The 19,102-nt window shown below is 42.6% G+C and carries 15 protein-coding genes; 7 read left to right on the top strand and 8 right to left on the bottom strand.

The window, feature by feature from the left end; genetic code table 11:
* Nucleotide 1: 1 nt before the first annotated feature.
* The gene (locus FHS10_RS02140) at nt 2-433 is read left to right on the top strand and encodes a MarR family winged helix-turn-helix transcriptional regulator (protein WP_259087216.1); all 432 of its coding nucleotides are present in this window, start codon (nt 2-4) and stop codon (nt 431-433) included.
* Nucleotides 434-1,098: 665 nt separating this feature from the next.
* Here FHS10_RS02140 and FHS10_RS02135 read toward each other — a convergent pair.
* Together FHS10_RS02135 and FHS10_RS02130 are read right to left on the bottom strand one after the other, a co-directional pair.
* Nucleotides 1,099-1,725 (bottom strand): TetR/AcrR family transcriptional regulator, encoded by a 627-nt coding sequence (locus tag FHS10_RS02135; RefSeq protein WP_259087214.1) that lies wholly within the window; start codon nt 1,723-1,725, stop codon nt 1,099-1,101.
* A 12-nt stretch (nt 1,726-1,737) separates the two neighbouring features.
* Nucleotides 1,738-2,487 (bottom strand): SDR family NAD(P)-dependent oxidoreductase, encoded by a 750-nt coding sequence (locus FHS10_RS02130; protein ID WP_259087212.1) that lies wholly within the window; start codon nt 2,485-2,487, stop codon nt 1,738-1,740.
* A 240-nt stretch (nt 2,488-2,727) separates the two neighbouring features.
* Between FHS10_RS02130 and FHS10_RS02125 the strand changes: the two genes are divergently transcribed.
* Both FHS10_RS02125 and FHS10_RS02120 read left to right on the top strand, forming a co-directional pair.
* Nucleotides 2,728-3,582, top strand: a complete 855-nt coding sequence (locus FHS10_RS02125) for a helix-turn-helix transcriptional regulator (RefSeq protein ID WP_259087211.1) — start codon at nt 2,728-2,730, stop codon at nt 3,580-3,582.
* A 61-nt stretch (nt 3,583-3,643) separates the two neighbouring features.
* Nucleotides 3,644-4,234, top strand: coding sequence for a cysteine hydrolase family protein (locus FHS10_RS02120; RefSeq protein WP_259087210.1), 591 nt, complete (start codon nt 3,644-3,646; stop codon nt 4,232-4,234).
* Between the two features lie 182 nt (nt 4,235-4,416).
* Here FHS10_RS02120 and FHS10_RS02115 read toward each other — a convergent pair whose 3' ends face one another.
* From FHS10_RS02115 to FHS10_RS02095, 5 genes are all read right to left on the bottom strand, one after another.
* The gene (locus tag FHS10_RS02115; protein WP_259087209.1) at nt 4,417-5,178 is read right to left on the bottom strand and encodes an alpha/beta hydrolase; all 762 of its coding nucleotides are present in this window, start codon (nt 5,176-5,178) and stop codon (nt 4,417-4,419) included.
* 48 nt (nt 5,179-5,226) lie between these two features.
* Nucleotides 5,227-5,628, bottom strand: coding sequence for a DUF1634 domain-containing protein (locus tag FHS10_RS02110; protein ID WP_259087208.1), 402 nt, complete (start codon nt 5,626-5,628; stop codon nt 5,227-5,229).
* Between the two features lie 18 nt (nt 5,629-5,646).
* Nucleotides 5,647-6,480: a sulfite exporter TauE/SafE family protein gene (locus FHS10_RS02105; protein WP_259087206.1), complete on the bottom strand. Its 834-nt coding sequence runs from the start codon at nt 6,478-6,480 to the stop codon at nt 5,647-5,649.
* 243 nt (nt 6,481-6,723) lie between these two features.
* Nucleotides 6,724-7,365, bottom strand: coding sequence for a FadR/GntR family transcriptional regulator (locus tag FHS10_RS02100; protein WP_259087205.1), 642 nt, complete (start codon nt 7,363-7,365; stop codon nt 6,724-6,726).
* Between the two features lie 129 nt (nt 7,366-7,494).
* Nucleotides 7,495-8,499, bottom strand: coding sequence for an LLM class flavin-dependent oxidoreductase (locus FHS10_RS02095; protein ID WP_259087203.1), 1,005 nt, complete (start codon nt 8,497-8,499; stop codon nt 7,495-7,497).
* A gap of 209 nt (nt 8,500-8,708) precedes the next feature.
* Here FHS10_RS02095 and FHS10_RS02090 point away from each other — a divergent pair, with 209 nt between their 5' ends.
* Nucleotides 8,709-10,256 (top strand): DHA2 family efflux MFS transporter permease subunit, encoded by a 1,548-nt coding sequence (locus FHS10_RS02090; RefSeq protein ID WP_259087202.1) that lies wholly within the window; start codon nt 8,709-8,711, stop codon nt 10,254-10,256.
* 678 nt (nt 10,257-10,934) lie between these two features.
* Nucleotides 10,935-11,552, top strand: coding sequence for a TetR/AcrR family transcriptional regulator (locus FHS10_RS02085; protein ID WP_259087196.1), 618 nt, complete (start codon nt 10,935-10,937; stop codon nt 11,550-11,552).
* A gap of 75 nt (nt 11,553-11,627) precedes the next feature.
* On the opposite strand, the gene FHS10_RS02080 is transcribed toward FHS10_RS02085, so the two are convergent.
* Nucleotides 11,628-13,997, bottom strand: a complete 2,370-nt coding sequence (locus FHS10_RS02080; RefSeq protein ID WP_259087194.1) for a glycoside hydrolase family 127 protein — start codon at nt 13,995-13,997, stop codon at nt 11,628-11,630.
* Nucleotides 13,998-14,372: 375 nt separating this feature from the next.
* Here FHS10_RS02080 and FHS10_RS02075 point away from each other — a divergent pair, with 375 nt between their 5' ends.
* Together FHS10_RS02075 and FHS10_RS02070 are read left to right on the top strand one after the other, a co-directional pair.
* On the top strand, nt 14,373-17,348 hold the full coding sequence (locus FHS10_RS02075) for a SusC/RagA family TonB-linked outer membrane protein (RefSeq protein WP_259087193.1): 2,976 nt from the start codon (nt 14,373-14,375) through the stop codon (nt 17,346-17,348).
* Between the two features lie 25 nt (nt 17,349-17,373).
* Entirely contained in the window at nt 17,374-18,759 is a 1,386-nt protein-coding gene (locus tag FHS10_RS02070) for a SusD/RagB family nutrient-binding outer membrane lipoprotein (RefSeq protein ID WP_259087191.1), read from the top strand.
* Nucleotides 18,760-19,102: the final 343 nt, after the last annotated feature.

Below are 19,102 nucleotides of genomic sequence, written 5' to 3'. Positions count from 1 at the left end.
AATGATGAAGAACACAGAACTGCTATCGCAAAACTTAAGGCTGATCAATTATTTTTACACCCGCAATCTGAGCAGGGAGCTCTCTTCCCTTAAAGTGAATCATCACTTTGAGGTGTTATTAACGCTGGCCAAACAAAAAAAGCCAATCACCCAAAATCAATTGGCAGAGTTGTTGCATATCGATAAATCAAGAGTAGCACACATCATTTTCTCAATGGAAGAAAACGAGGTAGTGATGGTGAAGACCAACCCGGCCGACAGGCGGCAGCATTTAATCTCTCTATCACCAAACGCGTTGAAATCCATCCCCTATATTGAAAAGAAGGTGAAGGAAGTAAATGAAATGGCAAACACCGGCATCAGCGAAGAGAAATTATCGGTTTTTGTAGAAGTAGCCGAGGCGATGATGCAAAATTTAACCAAGAAAAAGTAAGGAGAAAATCAGCTGGATAAAGATGAGTTAATTTCCTTAAATCGGCCTATCGTTTTAAATAAGCAATAAGTTCTATAGATTTTAGAGCCTGTTTAATTTTCTTTCAAATATATTTTTATACACCCGTCATTGCGAGTATCGATCAAGGATAAACCTGAAAAAAATAGTGATGACATCGTTAACGCGCTTGTGTAGAGACGCAACATTTTGCGTCTCCCGCGTGCAAATGCAACACGCAAATTTAAAATCTCACAAATCCACTCTGTATAGCGGGAGACGCAAAATATTGCGTCTCTACAAAAAAAAACATATTTGATAATCAACAACTTGCGTGGACGTCATTATAAGGTACGAAGCAATCCCCTACTTACAGAGTCGCTATGCAAATCCGCCCTGTAATTTGGGGATTATTAATATTATAATTTGATTTTTATAGGTATTAATGAGCTCCCTTTGGTCGGTTGTCTTCGTCGTTCCTCCTATCCATGACAAGTCCACCGTGTCATTGCGAGGCACGAAGCAATCGCATGCTATACAGGGCGAATCTGCACAGTTCGCGATTGCTTCGTTCCTCGCAATGACATAGCTTTATATTGTCATTCCCACCTTCACAGTCCGTGGATTTTACTCCTCGCAATGACGATCTTTTTATTTTTTAACAGCTCTCAGGCCGTCAATACAGTTAGTGAGGTAGTAATAATATCTTCAAAAAAGTGCCTGTCGGTAGTTGATTTAACTGATACCTGCATGCCTTTAACAGTATTGTTTAAAAAACGGGCCAGCGCTATAGGGTCCTTAACACTGTTGATCTCGCCTTTTTGCTGCCCCTGCTTTATAACTTTCACAAAGGTTTGCTCCAACTGATCTTCAGTGTCGCTAATCAAACGGTTAACCTCCTGGTCATGGCTTCCCAGTTCAATACCTGCGTTAACCATAAAACAGCCCTTGCGTTGTTCATCATTCAGGAGGTCTTTTACCACCAGCTCTAATAAATTGCGGATAGCATCTTTGGCAGATGCCGCCTCACTGGTAAGGGTACATAAATGGCTGCCGTAACTTTGCTTGTAGCTTTCCAGCGCCTTCATATACAATTGGTGTTTGTCGCCAAAGGTATCGTACAAACTGGAGCGGCTAATGCCGAGGCCATCTACCAGATCCTGCATCGAGGTTCCGTTATAACCTTTATCCCAAAAAAGGCAGATTGCCTTTTTCAGCACTTCACTTTCATCAAAATCTTTACTTCTTGCCATAAACAGAAAAAGCCCCGTTGTTAACGGGGCAAATTTAATCATTTTTAATGATGCTTAACGGTGACCGCCGCTGGCTATCAATATTTCGCCGGTTAACCAGCCCGAATCTTCAGAAGCCAGGAACACAGCTATAGGTGAAATATCTTCCGGTTGCCCAATACGGCCCAATGGTACCTGTGTTTCCAGTTGTTTTTGAAAGTCGCTGCCAATAAAGCCTGCTGTAATTGCGCCTTCAGTTTCTACCATGCCAGGGTTAATTGCGTTAACCCGTATTTTTTTGGGGCCTAACTCTTTTGATAATACTTGTGTTATGGCATCAACTGCACCTTTGGTTGCAGTATATACTGCGCTGCCCGGAGGCGTAATACGTGTTACTGTCGAGCTGATGTTGATAATACTGCCGCCGCGCTCACCAAAACTTTTTACCGCTGCCTGTGTTACCAGTAATAAGCCCAACACATTGATATTAAACTGGCGGTGATAATGTTCTTCTGTAATTGCTTCAATAGCACCAAATTCATAAACACCGGCGTTATTTACCAACACATCAACAGCGCCAAAAGCGGCCTCTGTTTCGGCAAACAGGCGCTCTACATCTGCCGGTTTTGATACATCGCCCTGTACAGCTACAGCTTTACCGCCGGCGGCTACAATATCGGCTACTACTTTTTCGGCCCCTTCTTTTGCCGAAGCATAATTAACAATTACAGCTGCGCCTTCGGCAGCTAAACTTTTAGCAATGCCCGCGCCAATTCCTTTAGATGCGCCGGTTACTACCGCTACTTTATTTTCTAATTTTTTCATGTCAAAAAGGCGTTCAGTTTTTAATCGGAATGAACGTTCCGAAAGTAAAAACTTTTTCGGATCAATCGTTCCGGAATTAGATAACATGATTGCACGATGACAAAACGGTGCTTTTGAATCGCGTCTATCCAGCCCCTTCAGGAAATCCCCTCACTTTATATATCATCAGTTTGTTACAATTGATACCGGGGTTTAAAAAATAGGTGCGCAACACGTAGCTTAGTACAAATAATTTTAAAGATGATACAAATACCTAAAGACCTGCTTGATCATCATTCGCATATCCGGCTGCGACTGTCGGACATGTACGGTATCCTTATTGATAAAAAACGGCCTTTCAGGTGCGACGATACCCTGCAAACCGCGCACTGCCTGGAGGTAATTTTAACAGGTAGTATTGTTGTTAGGTATGGCAGCTATGTACAGCATTTAATGGCGGGAGATATACAGTTCAGGAGGCGCGGTAATTACCAGTTGTTTCCGTCAGATGATTATACCAGTCTGCTCATCTTTATGGAAAATGAATTTGTAGATTATTTTTTGGACAGCCATGTGCCGGAGTTTAAGCAGGAAAAACTGAACGCTGATTTGCCTCCTTTCACTTTTAAAACATCAGAATTTATAAGTGCCAACATTGCCCAGGTTATCAGGCACATTGCACACCCACAGGAATATTCAAGGTGTATTGTTAAATTTGCCTCTCACCAGGTATTGTTGCAGATATTATCGGCCGATCAGTCAAAAACCTTTGTTTCGTTTTTAAAAGACCTGGTTAGCCAAAAAAAGGTAGACCTTGCCTATTTTATGGAGAATAACTTTAACAGGCAGCTTTCTATAGACGATATGGCCAAACTTACCGGGCGAAGCGTAAGCGCGTTTAAAAAGGAATTTACAGACAGGTTTAATACAACGCCTGTAAAGTGGCAACTAAACCGCAGGCTGGAGTATGCCGACTACCAGTTAAAACATTCGCACGATCCGGTATCTGCTGTAGCTTACAGCAGTGGTTTCGAGAATATTTCGCATTTTTCAAAAGTTTACAAGCAAAGATTTGGTGCTTCGCCCAAAAGTGCCCGCAGCGAACCTGTGCTTTAAAAACAAACAAATAAAGCTTCACAACAAAATTATGGCCCTGGTAAAGCTGCAATTTTGAGGTATGAAAACACTCCAAAATACCAACCCTGCATTGATATTGATTGACATACAACAGGGTTTTGATAACATTGCTTATTGGGGAGGCGAACGCAACAACCCCGATGCCGAAGTAAATGCCCGAAAATTACTTGATTATTGGCGGGCCAACCAACTCCCGCTATTTCACATTCAGCATTGCTCAATTAATCCCGATTCGCTGCTCAATGAAAATAACCCAGGTAATGCGCATAAAGAAATTGTGAAACCTGTGCCAGGCGAGCCGGTGATCAGCAAATCAGTTAACAGCTCATTTATAGGTACCGATTTGCAACAGCGATTGGAAGAGTCCGGTATTGATACCGTAGTAATTGTGGGACTTACTACTGAGCATTGCGTATCAACCACGGCCAGGATGGCCGGTAACTTAGGGTACCATACGTTTGTTGTAGCCGACGCAACTGCTGCATTTTCAAAAACAGGTATCAAAGGCGAACATTACGATGCAGAAACCATCCATTTAACTGCTTTGGCGCAAATTAATAATGAATTTGCCACTGTTTTGAATACCAATGAGGTGCTGAGCGCTTTTAAAAAAAACGACGATTTTCTTTAGCCGCCTGATGAAGAAACTTTCGGCACCTTACCTTCCGGTTTCGGAGGTGCTTTCTGTAGTGAAGTAAAGAAATGCTGATTTGTTACGGATTACATGGTAAAAGATACTAATGTTCTCAAAAGCCGCTCATTATCAGGATCGGCTTTTGGGAACACTTAGCAGCAAGGTGCAAATTTTATATGCTATTTTGCGGCGGCTTCAATTAATTGGGCTACTTCCTGTGGGTGCGATTCATACACTGAATGGCTGGCACCGTCAATTTCTACAGTTTGACTTTTTGCTCTTTTGGCATACAGGCGTTCCAGGTCGGGGTTAATGATACGGTCTGATTTTGCTACCATGTACCAGCTTGGTTTTACTTTCCAGGCGGGATTTTTAATAACAGCATGAAATACAGAATCAACCGTAGGCATTTGTGATTGTGCCTCAAATTCGGCTTGTTCTTTGGGCAGGTCGGCTGCAAAGTCCTGGTAAAATTTTGCCGGATCGATATAATCAAAACCATCTGCCGGTTTTTGGAGCGATTTATAGGCCGATGGGTAAAGTTTTCCGTTATCAGCTTCAGATTCGCCCGCATCTGGTGCATGGGCTGCAATATATACCAGGCCGGCAACTTTAGGGTCGTTACCTGCTTCGGTAATAATAGCGCCGCCGTAGCTGTGGGCTACCAGGATACAAGGGCCGGTTTGCATGGCAATTACACGTTTTACGGCGTCAACATCGCCGGTAAAGGAGGTTAGGGGCTGTTCAACTACACTTACATGGTAGCCCTTTTTTATCAGTATGTCATAAACTGGTTTCCAGCCCGAGCCATCCACAAATGCGCCGTGAACCAGGATGATATTTTTTACAGGTATTGATTGTTGCGCGCTTGTAATGTTTGCTGTTAAAAGCGCCGCAATAAGAACAATAAGCCCCTTTTTTAAATGAATGATGTTTTTCATGATATTTTAAACTATAAAATGTAGCTGATTTAATTAATTACTGTTTGCTTAAATTTTTAACCCACCGAAAATGCTGATCATCATAACCGATAATACAATGAAGGTTATGCCGATGTATAATCTGTCTTTTTCCAGTATAAAACCGATAAGGGAAAAGGCAATACGCAGGATGGGGGTAGCTATTAAAACGATAACCCCAAGCTGGATCACGCTTTTGGCATTGATGGTTTTGAGCCCGGTTATGATTTCGTTAGCTGTAGTGAAACCGGCTTTGGTGCCAATAAAAGTGTGGTACGATGGCATGCCAGAACTGCCCGATTGATAAAGATATATCAACCCGCCAAGCAGTACAATAACGCTGGCGGTTATTACTCCGTATCTTAATTGCAGGCCGATGAGTTGTTCTATGTCCTGATCGGCCAGGAAGTTTTTTGAAATGAATTTTTTCATGATGATGGTTGTTGGATATTAAAACTGGTGGTTATACCCGTTATAGATCATTTCGACAGCCACAAAAGAGATGGCAAGGCAAAATATATACTTGAGCACTTTAGGATCAAGGCGGGTGAGGAGTTTTGAACCGGTAAAGGCACCGCCTAAAACCCCCAATACTACCGGGAAAGCAATACCCGGGTCCATGTACCCTCGTTGCAGGTAAACAACAGCGCTTGCCGCAGCCGTAACACCGATCATAAAGTTACTGGTGGTGGTACTTACTTTAAAGGGGATATGCATGGTAGAATCCATAGCTAATACTTTTAACGCGCCCGAGCCTATTCCTAACAAACCCGATAACACGCCGGCTAAAGTCATGATAGAAAAGCCTGCACCAACATTTTTTAACTGGTAAGCTACCTCGCCATCTTTAGTTGGATAGGTACTGTTCAGCTTTAAACGGAATGACGCCTTGCTGCCCACGGTTAGTGCTTCCTGGTTCTTTTTGCGGATGGTCATCGCTGCCGAGAATAGCAGTATAACACCAAATAGTATGGCAATGGTATTTGTAGGCGTGTAAACCGCTATTACCGCGCCAACAACGGCACCTATGGTGGTGGCAATTTCTAAAAACATGCCTAAACGGATATTGGTGATGCCCTCTTTGACATAAGCGCTTGCCGCGCCCGAGGAGTTGGCTATAGATGCCAGCAATGCAGCGCCTATCGCATAGCGGATATCAACGTGAAAAACAAGTGTAAGCAGTGGAATTACTACCACGCCGCCACCTAAACCGGTGAGCGAACCAACCAGCCCGGCAAGGTAAGCACCGGCAAGCAGGATTAATGTAAATGTGAGAATAGTCATGACTGTTATGATTAAAATACAATACAAACATACGATGTATTTATTAAACATCAGATGTTTATTTTTGTTTTTACATTTTTTTGAGAAAGTTGGTAGATAGGGGGAAGGGAATAGTTTGTGCTATTGAGTGAAGATAGTCAATACAAAGAAACTGAATGATTATGCTGAAGGGGGGACGGCAAAGCGGCGAAAGACTTACGAAGTTTTTAAAACTTCGTAAGTCTGGTATATTAAACTATACCCCTAATAATTATTCTCCAGGATCTTTTGAATAGCCAATTGGGATTGGTTAATCTTTTTGCTTTTGATTGCTGTAAATAATCGCTCATGCAGGTAATGGTTCATGGCATAATAGCTGATGCCCTGCACATCTCTTGCAGATAAAAAGTTCCTGATAATCAGCGTAAAACTATAATACAATTCGGCCAACACGGTATTGCCGGACGCGTTTGCTATAGCCATGTGGAAGGCCACATCAGCATCTGCGCAATCCTGGGCTTTTTCGGCAAGTATGGCCAACCTGCGTTTTTCCAGGTTTTGGGCTATTTCGTTCAGCTGTTCGTCAGTATGATTAAGGGTGGCCAACTTTACAATCTCTTTTTCTAATAAAGCCCTGACGGCATTGATATCGTCAAAATCGGCCCGCCTAAGGCGCTGCTCCATACTGCCGGTTTGCAAATTGCTGTTTACAAAAGTGCCCGAACCTTGCTGTACTTTCAGGATACCGGAAATAGCCAATGTTTTAATGGCTTCCCTTATGGTAGATCGCCCTACGCCGTAAAGTTTCATCAATTCAGGTTCGGCCGGGATCTTTTCGCCTGCTTTAAACTTTCCGCTTGTAATATCCTCTTTTACTTGGTTTACAATTTTATCGTATAGTTTCATGTAGCGGGATGTGATGTTTTATTGCAAACATACGATGTTTTGTAAAAATTGCGAATTGACGTTGTGTCAATTCGCAATGGGTAGGTTATTTAAATGCTCCATCACCTCAAAAAATAGCTTATCGCTTTTTCATTCTTGAGACACGGTATTCAGTTCGTTAATCACCTGCGAGAAGAGTTCATAAGAATGCAGCCGCGCCGCCTGGTTAAATATATGCGAGGTAGCCATAATTTCGTTAACACCAGTTTTTTCAACAAAAGCCTCCAGTCTGGTTTTGAGCGATTCTTTACTGCCAATAAAGCTATAGGCAAGCATTTGGTTAACCGCCTGCTCTTCCAGCGGGTCCCAGGTCATGTTATCGGTGGGTGGCTGTAGTAATTTACGTTGCCCGGTGATGACACCTATAAACAGATGTTTTAAAGAGGTTGCCAAACGTTCTGCCTCCTCATCGGTATCGGCAGCAACCACGTTTACACAAGCCATTACATAAGGTTTGGCAAGGTGTTTTGACGGCCTGAATTGCGTGCGATAAAGCTCTATCGCCTCTAAAAAATAAGAGGGTGCAAAATGGCTTGCAAAAGCATAAGGTAAACCCAATGCTGCTGCTACCCTCGCGCTATCGGTACTTGAGCCCAATATCCATATCGGCACATCAAGCCCTTCACCAGGAATGGCCCTTACTTTGGCACCGGCGTTTTCGGCAGAGAAGAGGGTTTGCAGCTTTTGAATATCTGCAGGGAAATTATGCGGCTGATAATAGTTTTGCCCCCTGATCTCCAAAGCGGTCAATTGATCGGATCCCGGTGCCCGCCCTAAACCTAAATCAATACGGTTTGGATAAATTGATGCAAGCGTGCCAAATTGCTCGGCCACAATTAAGGGCGCGTGGTTAGGGAGCATAATACCGCCCGAGCCAACACGTATAGTAGAAGTACCCCCGGCAATATAGCCTATTAAAACAGCCGTTGCCGAACTGGCAACACTGATCATGTTATGATGTTCGGCCAGCCAAAAGCGACTGTAGCCTAATTTTTCGGCCACTTGGGCAAGCTCAAGGCTGCGCGGAAAAGTTTCGGCAGGGGTATGGCCCTGTATTACGGTAGCCAGGTCGAGAACAGAATATTTGATGTCCATGATCAAATTTAAGACGAATCAATTTGATTGTGGTGATGCCGCGCATTATATGACATCTATTCCATATTGGGAGTGATCAGGTTATTTTTTTGGGGAAAATCCACGTCGATATCCAATATCATTCCAATGTAATCATTCTATCAAATGTTTTAAACAATTGTTTTAATTAATCGATTGATTAATTTTGTGCCGGATTTAATAATTAAACAATGGCAGAAACAGGATTAAAAAAATGGATAATTACCATCACCGTAATAACAGCATCACTGCTGGAATTAATTGATACTACTATAGTAAATGTATCGTTGCCGCAGATACAGGGCAATTTGGGTGCTACTTTAACAGATGCCGCCTGGGTGGTTACCGGCTACAGCGTAGCCAACGTGATCATACTGCCTATGTCTGGCTGGCTGGGCAGCTACTTCGGTCGCAAAAATTACTTTTTAACTTCTATCATCATTTTTACTATCGCTTCTTTTTTATGTGGAAACGCGCATAGTTTAACAGAGCTGGTAGGCTTTCGTATTTTACAGGGAATTGCCGGTGGTGGACTAATTTCTACAGCGCAGGCTATTTTGTTAGATACCTGGCCAAAAAACCAGGTGGGTACCGCAACAGCTTTATTTGGTTTGGGCGCTGTAGTGGGGCCAACATTAGGGCCAACCATTGGCGGCTACATTACCGACCACGCTGCCTGGCGCTGGATCTTTTATGTTAATTTACCGGTAGGTGCTGCTGCCGCTGTTTTAGCATACATGTTTGTAAGGAGTACGCCTGCCGATGGTAAAGGCAAACCGATAGATTGGTGGGGCATTTTATTATTAGCCGTTGCTGTAGGAAGCCTGCAAACTATTTTAGAAAAAGGCGAAGATGAGGATTGGTTTTCAAGACCCTACATTGTTGTGTTAACAGTTACCGCGGTATTTGGTTTAATACTTTTTATATGGCGGGAGTTAACTGCCGCAAATCCCATTGTCAATTTCCAGATCCTTAAAAAACGAAGCTTTTCTGCCGGGATGATGACATCCTTTATATTGGGTGTGGGTTTGTACGGATCAACGTTTGTATTCCCCGTATTTTGTCAATCGCTTTTAGGGTTTTCGGCGCAACAAACCGGGTTGGTTTTACTACCCGGCGGCCTTTTCACCATCATTATGATGCCATTTGTTGGCAAAATGCTCAACAATGGCGTGCCTGCACAGCTAATGGCGACCGTAGGCCTGGTGCTGTTTTTCGTTTTCTCCAATATGCTGAGCCATTCAACCCTTTCGGTAGGTACAGGCGATTTCTTTTGGCCGTTGGCTATTCGTGGTGTTGGACTGGCCTTGCTGTTTGTACCGTTAACCACCCTTGCCATTGGTGATCTTAAAGGGCACGAGATAGGGCAGGGGACTGGCTTAAACAACATGATGCGGCAGTTGGGCGGTTCATTTGGTATCGCCGGTTTAACTACACTTATCCATATCAGGGAGGCGGTTCACCGCAGTAACCTGTTAGGGAGCATTAACATTTACAATGGTTATTTTACTGATCGCTTTAATGGTCTTTCGGCTGGTTTTATGGCCAAAGGTAGAAGCGCTTTGGATGCTGCACGCATGGCTTACCAGGCCATTGATAATAGCGTAAACCGCCAAAGCATGTTGCTAACCTATAATGATGCTTATTGGATTGTTGGCGTGGTCATGATCTGTGCCATCCCACTACTTTATATAGCCCCGTTTAAAAAAGGACAAAAAGCTGTTACAGATACACATTAATATACAGGGAAATCGCTTTTACCCACAAGTAATTAATCGTGTTATTAGTAAGGCACCTTTTTTGAGTTAGACACAAATGCCGGCCGACCCGGTTACCATTTAATCAATTTCACGAATTTTGGAATTGATCGATAGCATAAATCATGGCAAACGCATCTAAATAGTTAACGGGAATAAGCTGTTATTTAACAATAGGTAAGGGAATAAGCTTATGGCGTATGGAAGATATAAGCATCAAATTAATACCTTGTTTTTATTGCCTGGTCCTGGGTTAAATGATCCAGATACCGAAAGGACTTGTATTGACCAGCAAAAGGCACAAATATTAGGTGGCTAAATTGCGCGGTACATCATTTTTGTGTTAACCATGTAAAAAGACAAAATATTGATTATTAGATATTTAAATGATTTTTTATCTGAAATATGTTAAGTTATGTTAACCCAGTTTAGATGCTTTTGCCCTGTAGCACAAATTAAAATGTGAATTGAAAAAAAACGTGAAATTAGCTATAATCTATCTTTAAGGCAGTTAAATTCGTGTTTACTCAACGCTCAGCTTGTGAGAAAATAAAGTTAAATATTAAAAGCTATTTCTCTTTATTAGTATACCGATGTTTTTGACATCCATTTAAAAGCCCTAAATTGACAGGCATTGTCTAAATTTGTTACAAATAGCATATGGAGACAGTAGCAGCAGAAGTTTCGGCAGAGGAAAGGATAAAAAAGGCGGCCAAATTAATTTTTACAAAGAAGGGCTTTTTGGCAACAACAGTGAGGGACATTGCCGCCGAGGCTGATATTAATGTGGCATCTGTTAATTACTATTTCCGGAGTAAGGAAAAGTTATTTGAACTGATCATGGCCGAAACCATCGAGAAAACTTTTGCCGAAGTTGAGCCGGTGTTTTATAATACGTCTTTATCGCTGCTGCAAAAAATAGAATTAATGGCCGATCATTTTATCAATAAAGCATTGAATGAACCCGATTTGCCGCTTTTTTTGGTAAGAGAAGTGATGGCCGGTTCCAATAGTCTGCCCCTGATCAGGAATCTGCCGGCTATCATGGAATCTGATTTTGCCAAACAAGTGATGGCCTTAAATACCAGCGGGAAGATTCAGTACAATGCTTTTCATATTATCTTAAATATGGGAAGCATGCTTATTTTTCCTTTTTTAAGCCTTAACCAGGTCACCAATTTTGGCAATGCCACCAAAGAAGAGTTTTTTGAATTGATGCAAGAGCGTAAAAAACTCATCCCCATCTGGCTTGGGCAAATGATCGGGGCATCTGTTTAATCAGCACTATTGTTATCGGGATATTTAAATGATATTGATTTGCGTATACAAATCAATATCATTTGTTATTTCAAATCAATTCTTAACCATTCGGCTTCCATAAACCGGTCCGGCGCTGTTATCTTTTTTGGGCAATAATTTGATCACTACTTTTTGCTTGCCTTTAGTCAGCTCGATAGGTAGGGTATAGCTGATATCATAAAAGCGACTTTCTTTATATTGGTTCAAATCTTCTGTAGCCAGTTTTATCCCATCAACCATAATGTCAAAAGTACGGCCACGGTTATCCATTCCCCAATAGGTATTAATAAGCGTGTTTTGACCATTGGCATCAACTTTCATATCATATTGCAGGTAACCACCATTCTCTGTCGACCGCCATTTCTTTTGATGATCTTCGCCGGTTGTAGCATTTTCGCTTACAAAATTATGATCGCGCTCGGGTTGCATTTCGCCGGTACGTAAAATATCCATGGTGCGGGCTTCCAGTTCCTGCTGCTTTTTGCGCTGCTCGTCGTAAGCTTTTTGTTGTAGCACCCAGGCATCAGGTGTAAAAACATCCCAATAAACGGAATAGTATTCGTTTTTGGTTTGATTAAAGGGAATCAAAGTTACCTCGTTTGGTTTTGCAACGCCGGTGGTACTAAAGCTTAACTGTTTTTTGTCAACCATTTGCAGCCATTTGTTGGGATCAGTTTCGCTGGTAACAAAAACGGGTACGCCTTTAAGCGGATCGGGTTCGGTATTGCCTAAAACGCCGGCAAGTAATACCGGGCCGTAAAATACCGCGCGCCTGTTGGCATTATCGGGCATAGCTTCGGTATACAGGCTTTCGGGAGTAGTTAAGGTGATTTTATCGTTGTTTTTCCATTTGCGGTTCAATACAATGTAACCCTGCTCATCAATTACAACCGGCTGTGCTTTGCCGTTTATGCTGATGCTTACCTTATTTGCCCATTTAGGTTTACGGATGCGGATAGCCAAAGCAACCGGCTTTTTACTGTTGATGGTAAAGGTGCTAATGTCTGAAGATGGCAAACTGCTTTGTTGCGTTACCGAAATTCCTTTATCGGCCCATTTTAATACCGATGGAATAAACAGGTTAAGGTACAGGCTTCCATCCGCACCGCGGAAGTAAATGTTTTCGTTATACTTTACATGGTTTTCCATGCCGCTGCCTACACAGCAGGTAAAATCATCAAAAGGGGTGCTATAGCTTTTTTTGCCACCCATCCGTAAGGGTACAAAATAGCATACCATACCGGTTTCATGGTTTTGTGATGCCAGGATATGATTGTACAGTGCTTTCTCGTAATAATCCATCAGCATGGCCGATGGCTGCACCGCAAACAAATGCCTGGTTAATTTTAGCATATTGTAGGTGTTACAGGTTTCGGTGGTGTTTTCGGTAAGCCTGTCGTTCAGCTTGCGCGGCTCGCTCAGGTATTCGTAATTACTGTTACCACCGGTGGCGTAGGAGTGATCGTTAGTAACAGTTTGCCAAAAGAAACCGGCGATGGCCTGGTCCTTTTTATCGCCGGTAAGCTCGTAGCGGCGCGCGCTGGCAATTATTTTAGGGATCTGCGTGTTGGAATGTTTGCCAGGTAATATGTCTTTCCCTTCGGCCAGCGGGTCAAGAATGCGTTTGTCATAAAACTTGTATGATAGATCGAGGTATTTTTTATTGCCGGTAAAAGCGTATAGGTTAACCAGCGTTTCGGCCATACCGCCGTATTCGCAAAGCAGCATTTTTTGCAGTTTGTCGTCGTCAAGGTTTTTAATGGTTTCACCTGTCCAGTTGGCCATGCCTTCGCAAATCTTTAGGGCCTGGGTATTGTTTGTATATAAATAGGCATCAAGCAATCCCGCCATTACTTTATGCACGGTATACCAGGGCGACCAGCCGCCATTTAAATCGAACCCTCTTGAACGGATCTCGCCTTTGGCAACTTCGGCCCATAAAGTATCTTCTTTGGGGATGGCGCCAACATAGCCAGTTTTGCGGGCTACCTGGCATTCGTTTAGCTCTGCAACAATATAATTTACCCGTTTTAAAAACTCGGGGTTACGGGTAGAAGCGTAATGCATAGAAATAGCCGATAGGTAATGCCCCAGCGTATGCCCCGCCAAGCCCGATGATTCCCAGCCTTCATACATTTTACCCTTAGGCTTCAATCCCGAATGGGCGCGGAAGGATGATAACAGCCTATCGGGTTCAATAGTTAGTAAATAAGCCTCATCAACACGCATAGCCTGTTTAAAGGGGCTTTCAAGCAGGCTTACATCTTTCAGATCAAAGCTGTAGGCTTTAATAGGTGTAACATAAGCCACTTTTACCCTTTTATCCTGCCACTCGGGGACGTAAGATTGCGCGCGGACAGACTGTAGGCCTAAAAGACCAGCAACCGCGCAAAGTGTTAATTTAAAATACTGATTTGCCAACATACCTTTTTTACTACTATGGTTTCAAGTTATAAAATTAGCGGTACGTGTTTAATAATTAGCGGTAATAATTTGCTTGTTGTAACCGTATTTTAACCGGTTTTGCGAAAAACGCTTTTGATAGCTGCTAAATAATGGCATATCCTGGTGCTTCGCCCTTTACTGTTTTATATAAATATCATCATTATTTAACGCTATTGTAACAACAAAGTTAATATCCGGCAAGCTTTGGCAAGTTTTTGATAAAATGGAAAACCGGGGGCAAATAGATTTACATATCTGAAAATCAGAGACGTGAATGATAAAATTTTTAACCCCAAAAATTAGTTTATGAAGCTAAAGCGACTATTCAAAAAGCTCATTTTATCTTTAACTTGTATGGCTTTGTTTTGCGCCGGTACTTACGCGCAAACAACTGTATTAAAAGGAAAAGTATCAGATGATAAAGGTTTACCCCTCCCTGGCGTAACCGTACACATTAAAGGCACCAATAAAGGTGTCAGCACCGATCTTAATGGTAAGTATACCATTACTTACGCTGGTGCAGGTATCCTCACCTTTTCGGCAATTGGCTATACATCAAAAGAGATCAAGCTAAGCGGCCAAACCGAAGTTGATGTAGTATTGGCCGAGGATAACAAAATCCTTAGTGAGGTAGTAGTTACCGCCCTGGGCATTAAACGCGATAAACGCGTACTTACTTACAGCAGCCAGGAAGTAAAAGGTTCCGAGTTGGTACAAGGTAAAGATCCAAACATTGTAAACGATATTGCCGGTAAGGTATCAGGTGTACAGATCACCAGTTCATCGGGCAATCCGGGTAGCTCAACCCGTATCGTGATCAGGGGGGCATCCTCTTTTTATGGCGATAACAACGCTTTGATGGTTATTGACGGTATCCCGGTTGATAACAGCGAAACTGGTAACTTAAACTCAGGCCCCGGTACCAGCAGGATAGCTGACCTTGATCCTAATATTGTTGAAAATATCAACGTGTTAAAGGGCGCGGCCGCGACTGCTTTATATGGTTCATTAGGTGCCAATGGTGTAATTATCATCACCACAAAAACAGGCAGCACAGGCAAAAAGCCGACTATCAATTTTTCATCGGATCTATCGTTTGAAAATCCTTTGCTACCGCAGATCCAAAGCAAATACGCGCAGGGTACAAATGGTATTTATTACGATGGTGAAACACAAAAAACAAGTACCTCATGGGGACCCTTAATGGATACCCTTAAAATAAACGGACAAGCCGCGAAAAAATACAATCAGTCGGACCTGTTTTTCAGGACCGGGCACACCTATAATAATGTGTTTAGTATTAACGGCGGCGGCGCGGCCTCAAATTATTACATATCGTATTCCAACTTTAATCAGCAGGGTACGGTACCAACAACATCATTTATCCGTAACAGCATATTTGCTAAATACGGCGCGCAGATATTGCCAAACCTGACTACCACTTTCCAGCTAAACTATACCAACTCGCAAAATCATCGCTTGCCTGAAGGTTACGCCCTGGAAAGCCCGGTATGGACAATTTTTACCGCCCCAATATCATACAACCTGCAACCTTATGAAAATGCCGATGGAACACAACGACTTTACCGTTACTCACGCAACAACCCTTACTGGGTGCTCAACAACATCTCTAACACATCGGGCATAAACCGTTTTATGCCAACTTTTACTGCCGATTATAAGCCATTGAAATGGATCACCATTACAGAGCGTTTTGGGGCCGATGTTTATACCGAGCAGGATCATTACCATGAGTCGGCGCAATCGGTATCAAATCCTAATGGTCGTATCGTAGTGAACAATGCCAATTTCAGGCAGTTGAACAACGATTTGATATTGAGCGCAAATCACCAGTTTGGCGATTTTAATATCGATGCCATTTTGGGTAACAACATCTTTTCGCAGTATACCGAAGATTCTTACGCTAATGGGGTTGGTCTTTCAGTGGCCGATTTGGATAACATCAGCTCTGCCTCAACAGTAAGTTATTCAGAAAGCCACGCGCTTATCCGCAGGATTGGATTTTACCTGCAAACCAATATCGACTACAAAAAAATCCTGATTTTATCATTAACAGGCAGGTATGATGGCAGCTCGGTGCTATCAACATCAAATAATTTTTACCCATACGGATCGGCCGCGGGTAGTTTCATATTCTCGGAGTTTTTCTCTAAAGATTTTCAGGATGTGATGAACCTGGGTAAACTACGCGTATCATATGCAACCGTAGGTGGTAGTAACGTTGGCGCTTATTCACTTACCACCCCTTATTACAGCCAAACCATCCGCAATATTACTTTCCCTTACCAGGGGCAATCGGGCTTTTTGTTGAGCTCAACTTTGGGTAACCCTTTCCTGAAAAACGAAAGGATCAATGAGTTTGAGGCAGGTTTCGAAACAGGTTTCTTTAACAATCGCATCAGTTTAGAGGCATCTTATTTTGCCAAAAAAACAGTTGATGGTATTATTCCCGGTGTAAGTATCGCGCCTTCAACAGGCTATAGCGGTACTACGGTGAATACCGGTGTAATGCAAAATAAAGGTATTGAGGTATTATTATCAGTTGTGCCTGTCAAAACCAGGGATTTCAGCTGGAACATGACTGTAAACTTTACCCGTACCCGCAATAAAGTGTTAAACCTTTATGGTGATTTGCAGCAGCTGGGTAATGGCTTTACCTCGTTGATTGTTGGTCAGCCATACGGTATTATTTATGGTACCCGTTATGCCCGTAATGCCGCCGGTAAATTATTGATAGGCGATGACGGCCTGCCTTATGCTGATGCTACACAAGGTATTATTGGCAATACCAATCCTAAATGGACAGGTGGCGTTACCAACAACATCAGGTACAAACAATTAAACCTAAGCTTCTTTTTTGATGTGAAAAAAGGTGGCGATATCCAGAACAACGTAGATGGGTACGGCTATTTTTACGGAACACCAAAAGTTACTGAAAACCGTGGCCCGAGGGTTGTTGATGGCGTAAATGCTACAACCGGTTTGCCTAACACCGTATCAGTTAGTGGCCAGGCTTATTACCAGCGTATTAATGGTATCACCGAATCTGTGATACAGGATGGTACTTATCTTAAACTGCGTAACGTAAGTTTGGGCTACAGCTTAACACCATCGTGGTTAAAGGGCAGTCCGTTTAAAACAGTTAATTTAAGTGTAACCGGGCGCAATCTGTGGATATATGCACCACACTTTACAGGCGGCGACCCTGAAGTGAGCTCATTTGGAGCATCAAACGGTTCGCAGGGGATCTACTCATTCTCGACCCCAACCTCCAGATCATTTGACCTTAGCTTAAAACTCACACTTTAATTATCATTTATCAACAAAAAATATCATGAAAAAAATATTAATGATTTTAACGTCATGTGTCCTGATAAGTGCTTCGGGGTGTAAAAAATATATCGACGTAAATAAAAACCCCAACCAGCCTATTGATGTTGCCGAAGCGCAGATCCTGGCCCCGGTTGAGCTGGATATATCATCAAGTGTATTTGCGGGTAACGTAGCTGTTATTGCGCAGGAATATATGCAGGTAGCTGCCTTAAACCAGGTAGCGCCAAATGCAGGTACCTATTTAATGTACAACTCAGATATGGATGGCGATTGGACCAACCTGTATGTTACCTGTTTAAACAACCTGGTAACCTTAAACACAAAGGCCGTTGCCGATGGCAAATCAAACTATGCGGGTATTGCTAAAATATTAACAGCTTACTGCCTGGGTACAGGTACCGATTTATGGGGCGATATCCCATACTCACAGGCGTTTAAAGGCAGCACCAATTTTACCCCGGTTTACGATGCGCAAAAAGACATCTATACCAATATTCAAAGCTTACTGGATGCCGGTATTGCCGATATTGCAAAAGCCGGAACTACTACACCAGCTGGCGATGATTATTTTTATGCCGGCGATATGAGTAAATGGACCAAACTGGCCTATACTTTAAAGGCCCGTTATTACATGCACCTTACCAAAGCAACCGGGTATACCGCCGCTGCCCAGGCCCAGCTGGCGCTTACTGCTTTAGAAAAAGGCATGCAATCAAACGATGATGATTTTAAAATGGCTTACAGTGGCGCGGCAGGTGCAGAAAACCCATGGCAGCAAAACTTTATCTCGGCAAGCACGGTGGTTTTGGCTAATACTTTTGTTAATGGGTTTAAAACCCGTAACGATCCGCGCTTAAGCGTGATGGTGGCACCCGCCACAGCAACGGGTTTATATACCGGCCTTGGCGAAGGCTTAAATACCATTGGTCAATTAGAAGAATACTCTCGCCCCGGCGATTTCTACGGTGCGGCAAGTGCAACCAATTACATTGTAAATTATTCCGAAGCTTTATTTATAAAGGCCGAGGCTACTTTGATTACCTCGGGTTTTGCAAGCGCGCAAACTGTTTACCAAAGCGCGGTATCGTCGCACATGACTAAACTGGGTATCAGCACGGCAAATGCTACTACTTACCTGGCTACACGCGTATTAACCAGCAGCAATGCCGAGCAATTGATCATCGAAGAAAAACAAATTGCCAACTTCCTGTCGCTGGAGAACTTTACCGATTACAGGCGTACCGGTTACCCGGTGTTACCGGCTGTGCCTAACGCGCTTTCGGCTATACCTCGCAGGGTGTTATATCCTGAGGCCGAAATTATATCAAATCCGCAGCCACAGCAGTCGGCTAAGCTGACGGATAGGTTGTGGTGGGATTTGCAATAATTTCATTTTCCCCTAACATTTAATTTTACCCGTCTGTTCAAAACAGGCGGGTATTTTTGTGAGCACTAATTCACGGCAATTTTTTCGAATTTCACGAATTAAGTTAGCTCAAAACAGGAGTGATTTCATAGGTTGATTTCTTTTTTTAATTAATTGTATTATAAACATTAATTGTACTTTATTCCTTTGCTCTATGTTTTTGTAGCTTAATTGTTGCATATATAATTGTTTATATAACAATTATATATGAGGCCGTATCATAATTCAAATGATGCGGCCTCTATGTTTGCAACGTATTGGCTCCATGTTTATCTGTTTTCGTTGAATTTCTCAGCAAGGAGTA

It is taken from the genome of Mucilaginibacter dorajii (assembly GCF_024808255.1).
Taxonomy (GTDB): Bacteria; Bacteroidota; Bacteroidia; order Sphingobacteriales; family Sphingobacteriaceae; genus Mucilaginibacter; species Mucilaginibacter dorajii.
The sequence above is the reverse complement of the archived record's forward strand: the minus strand, read 5'-3'. Positions and strand labels throughout refer to the sequence as shown.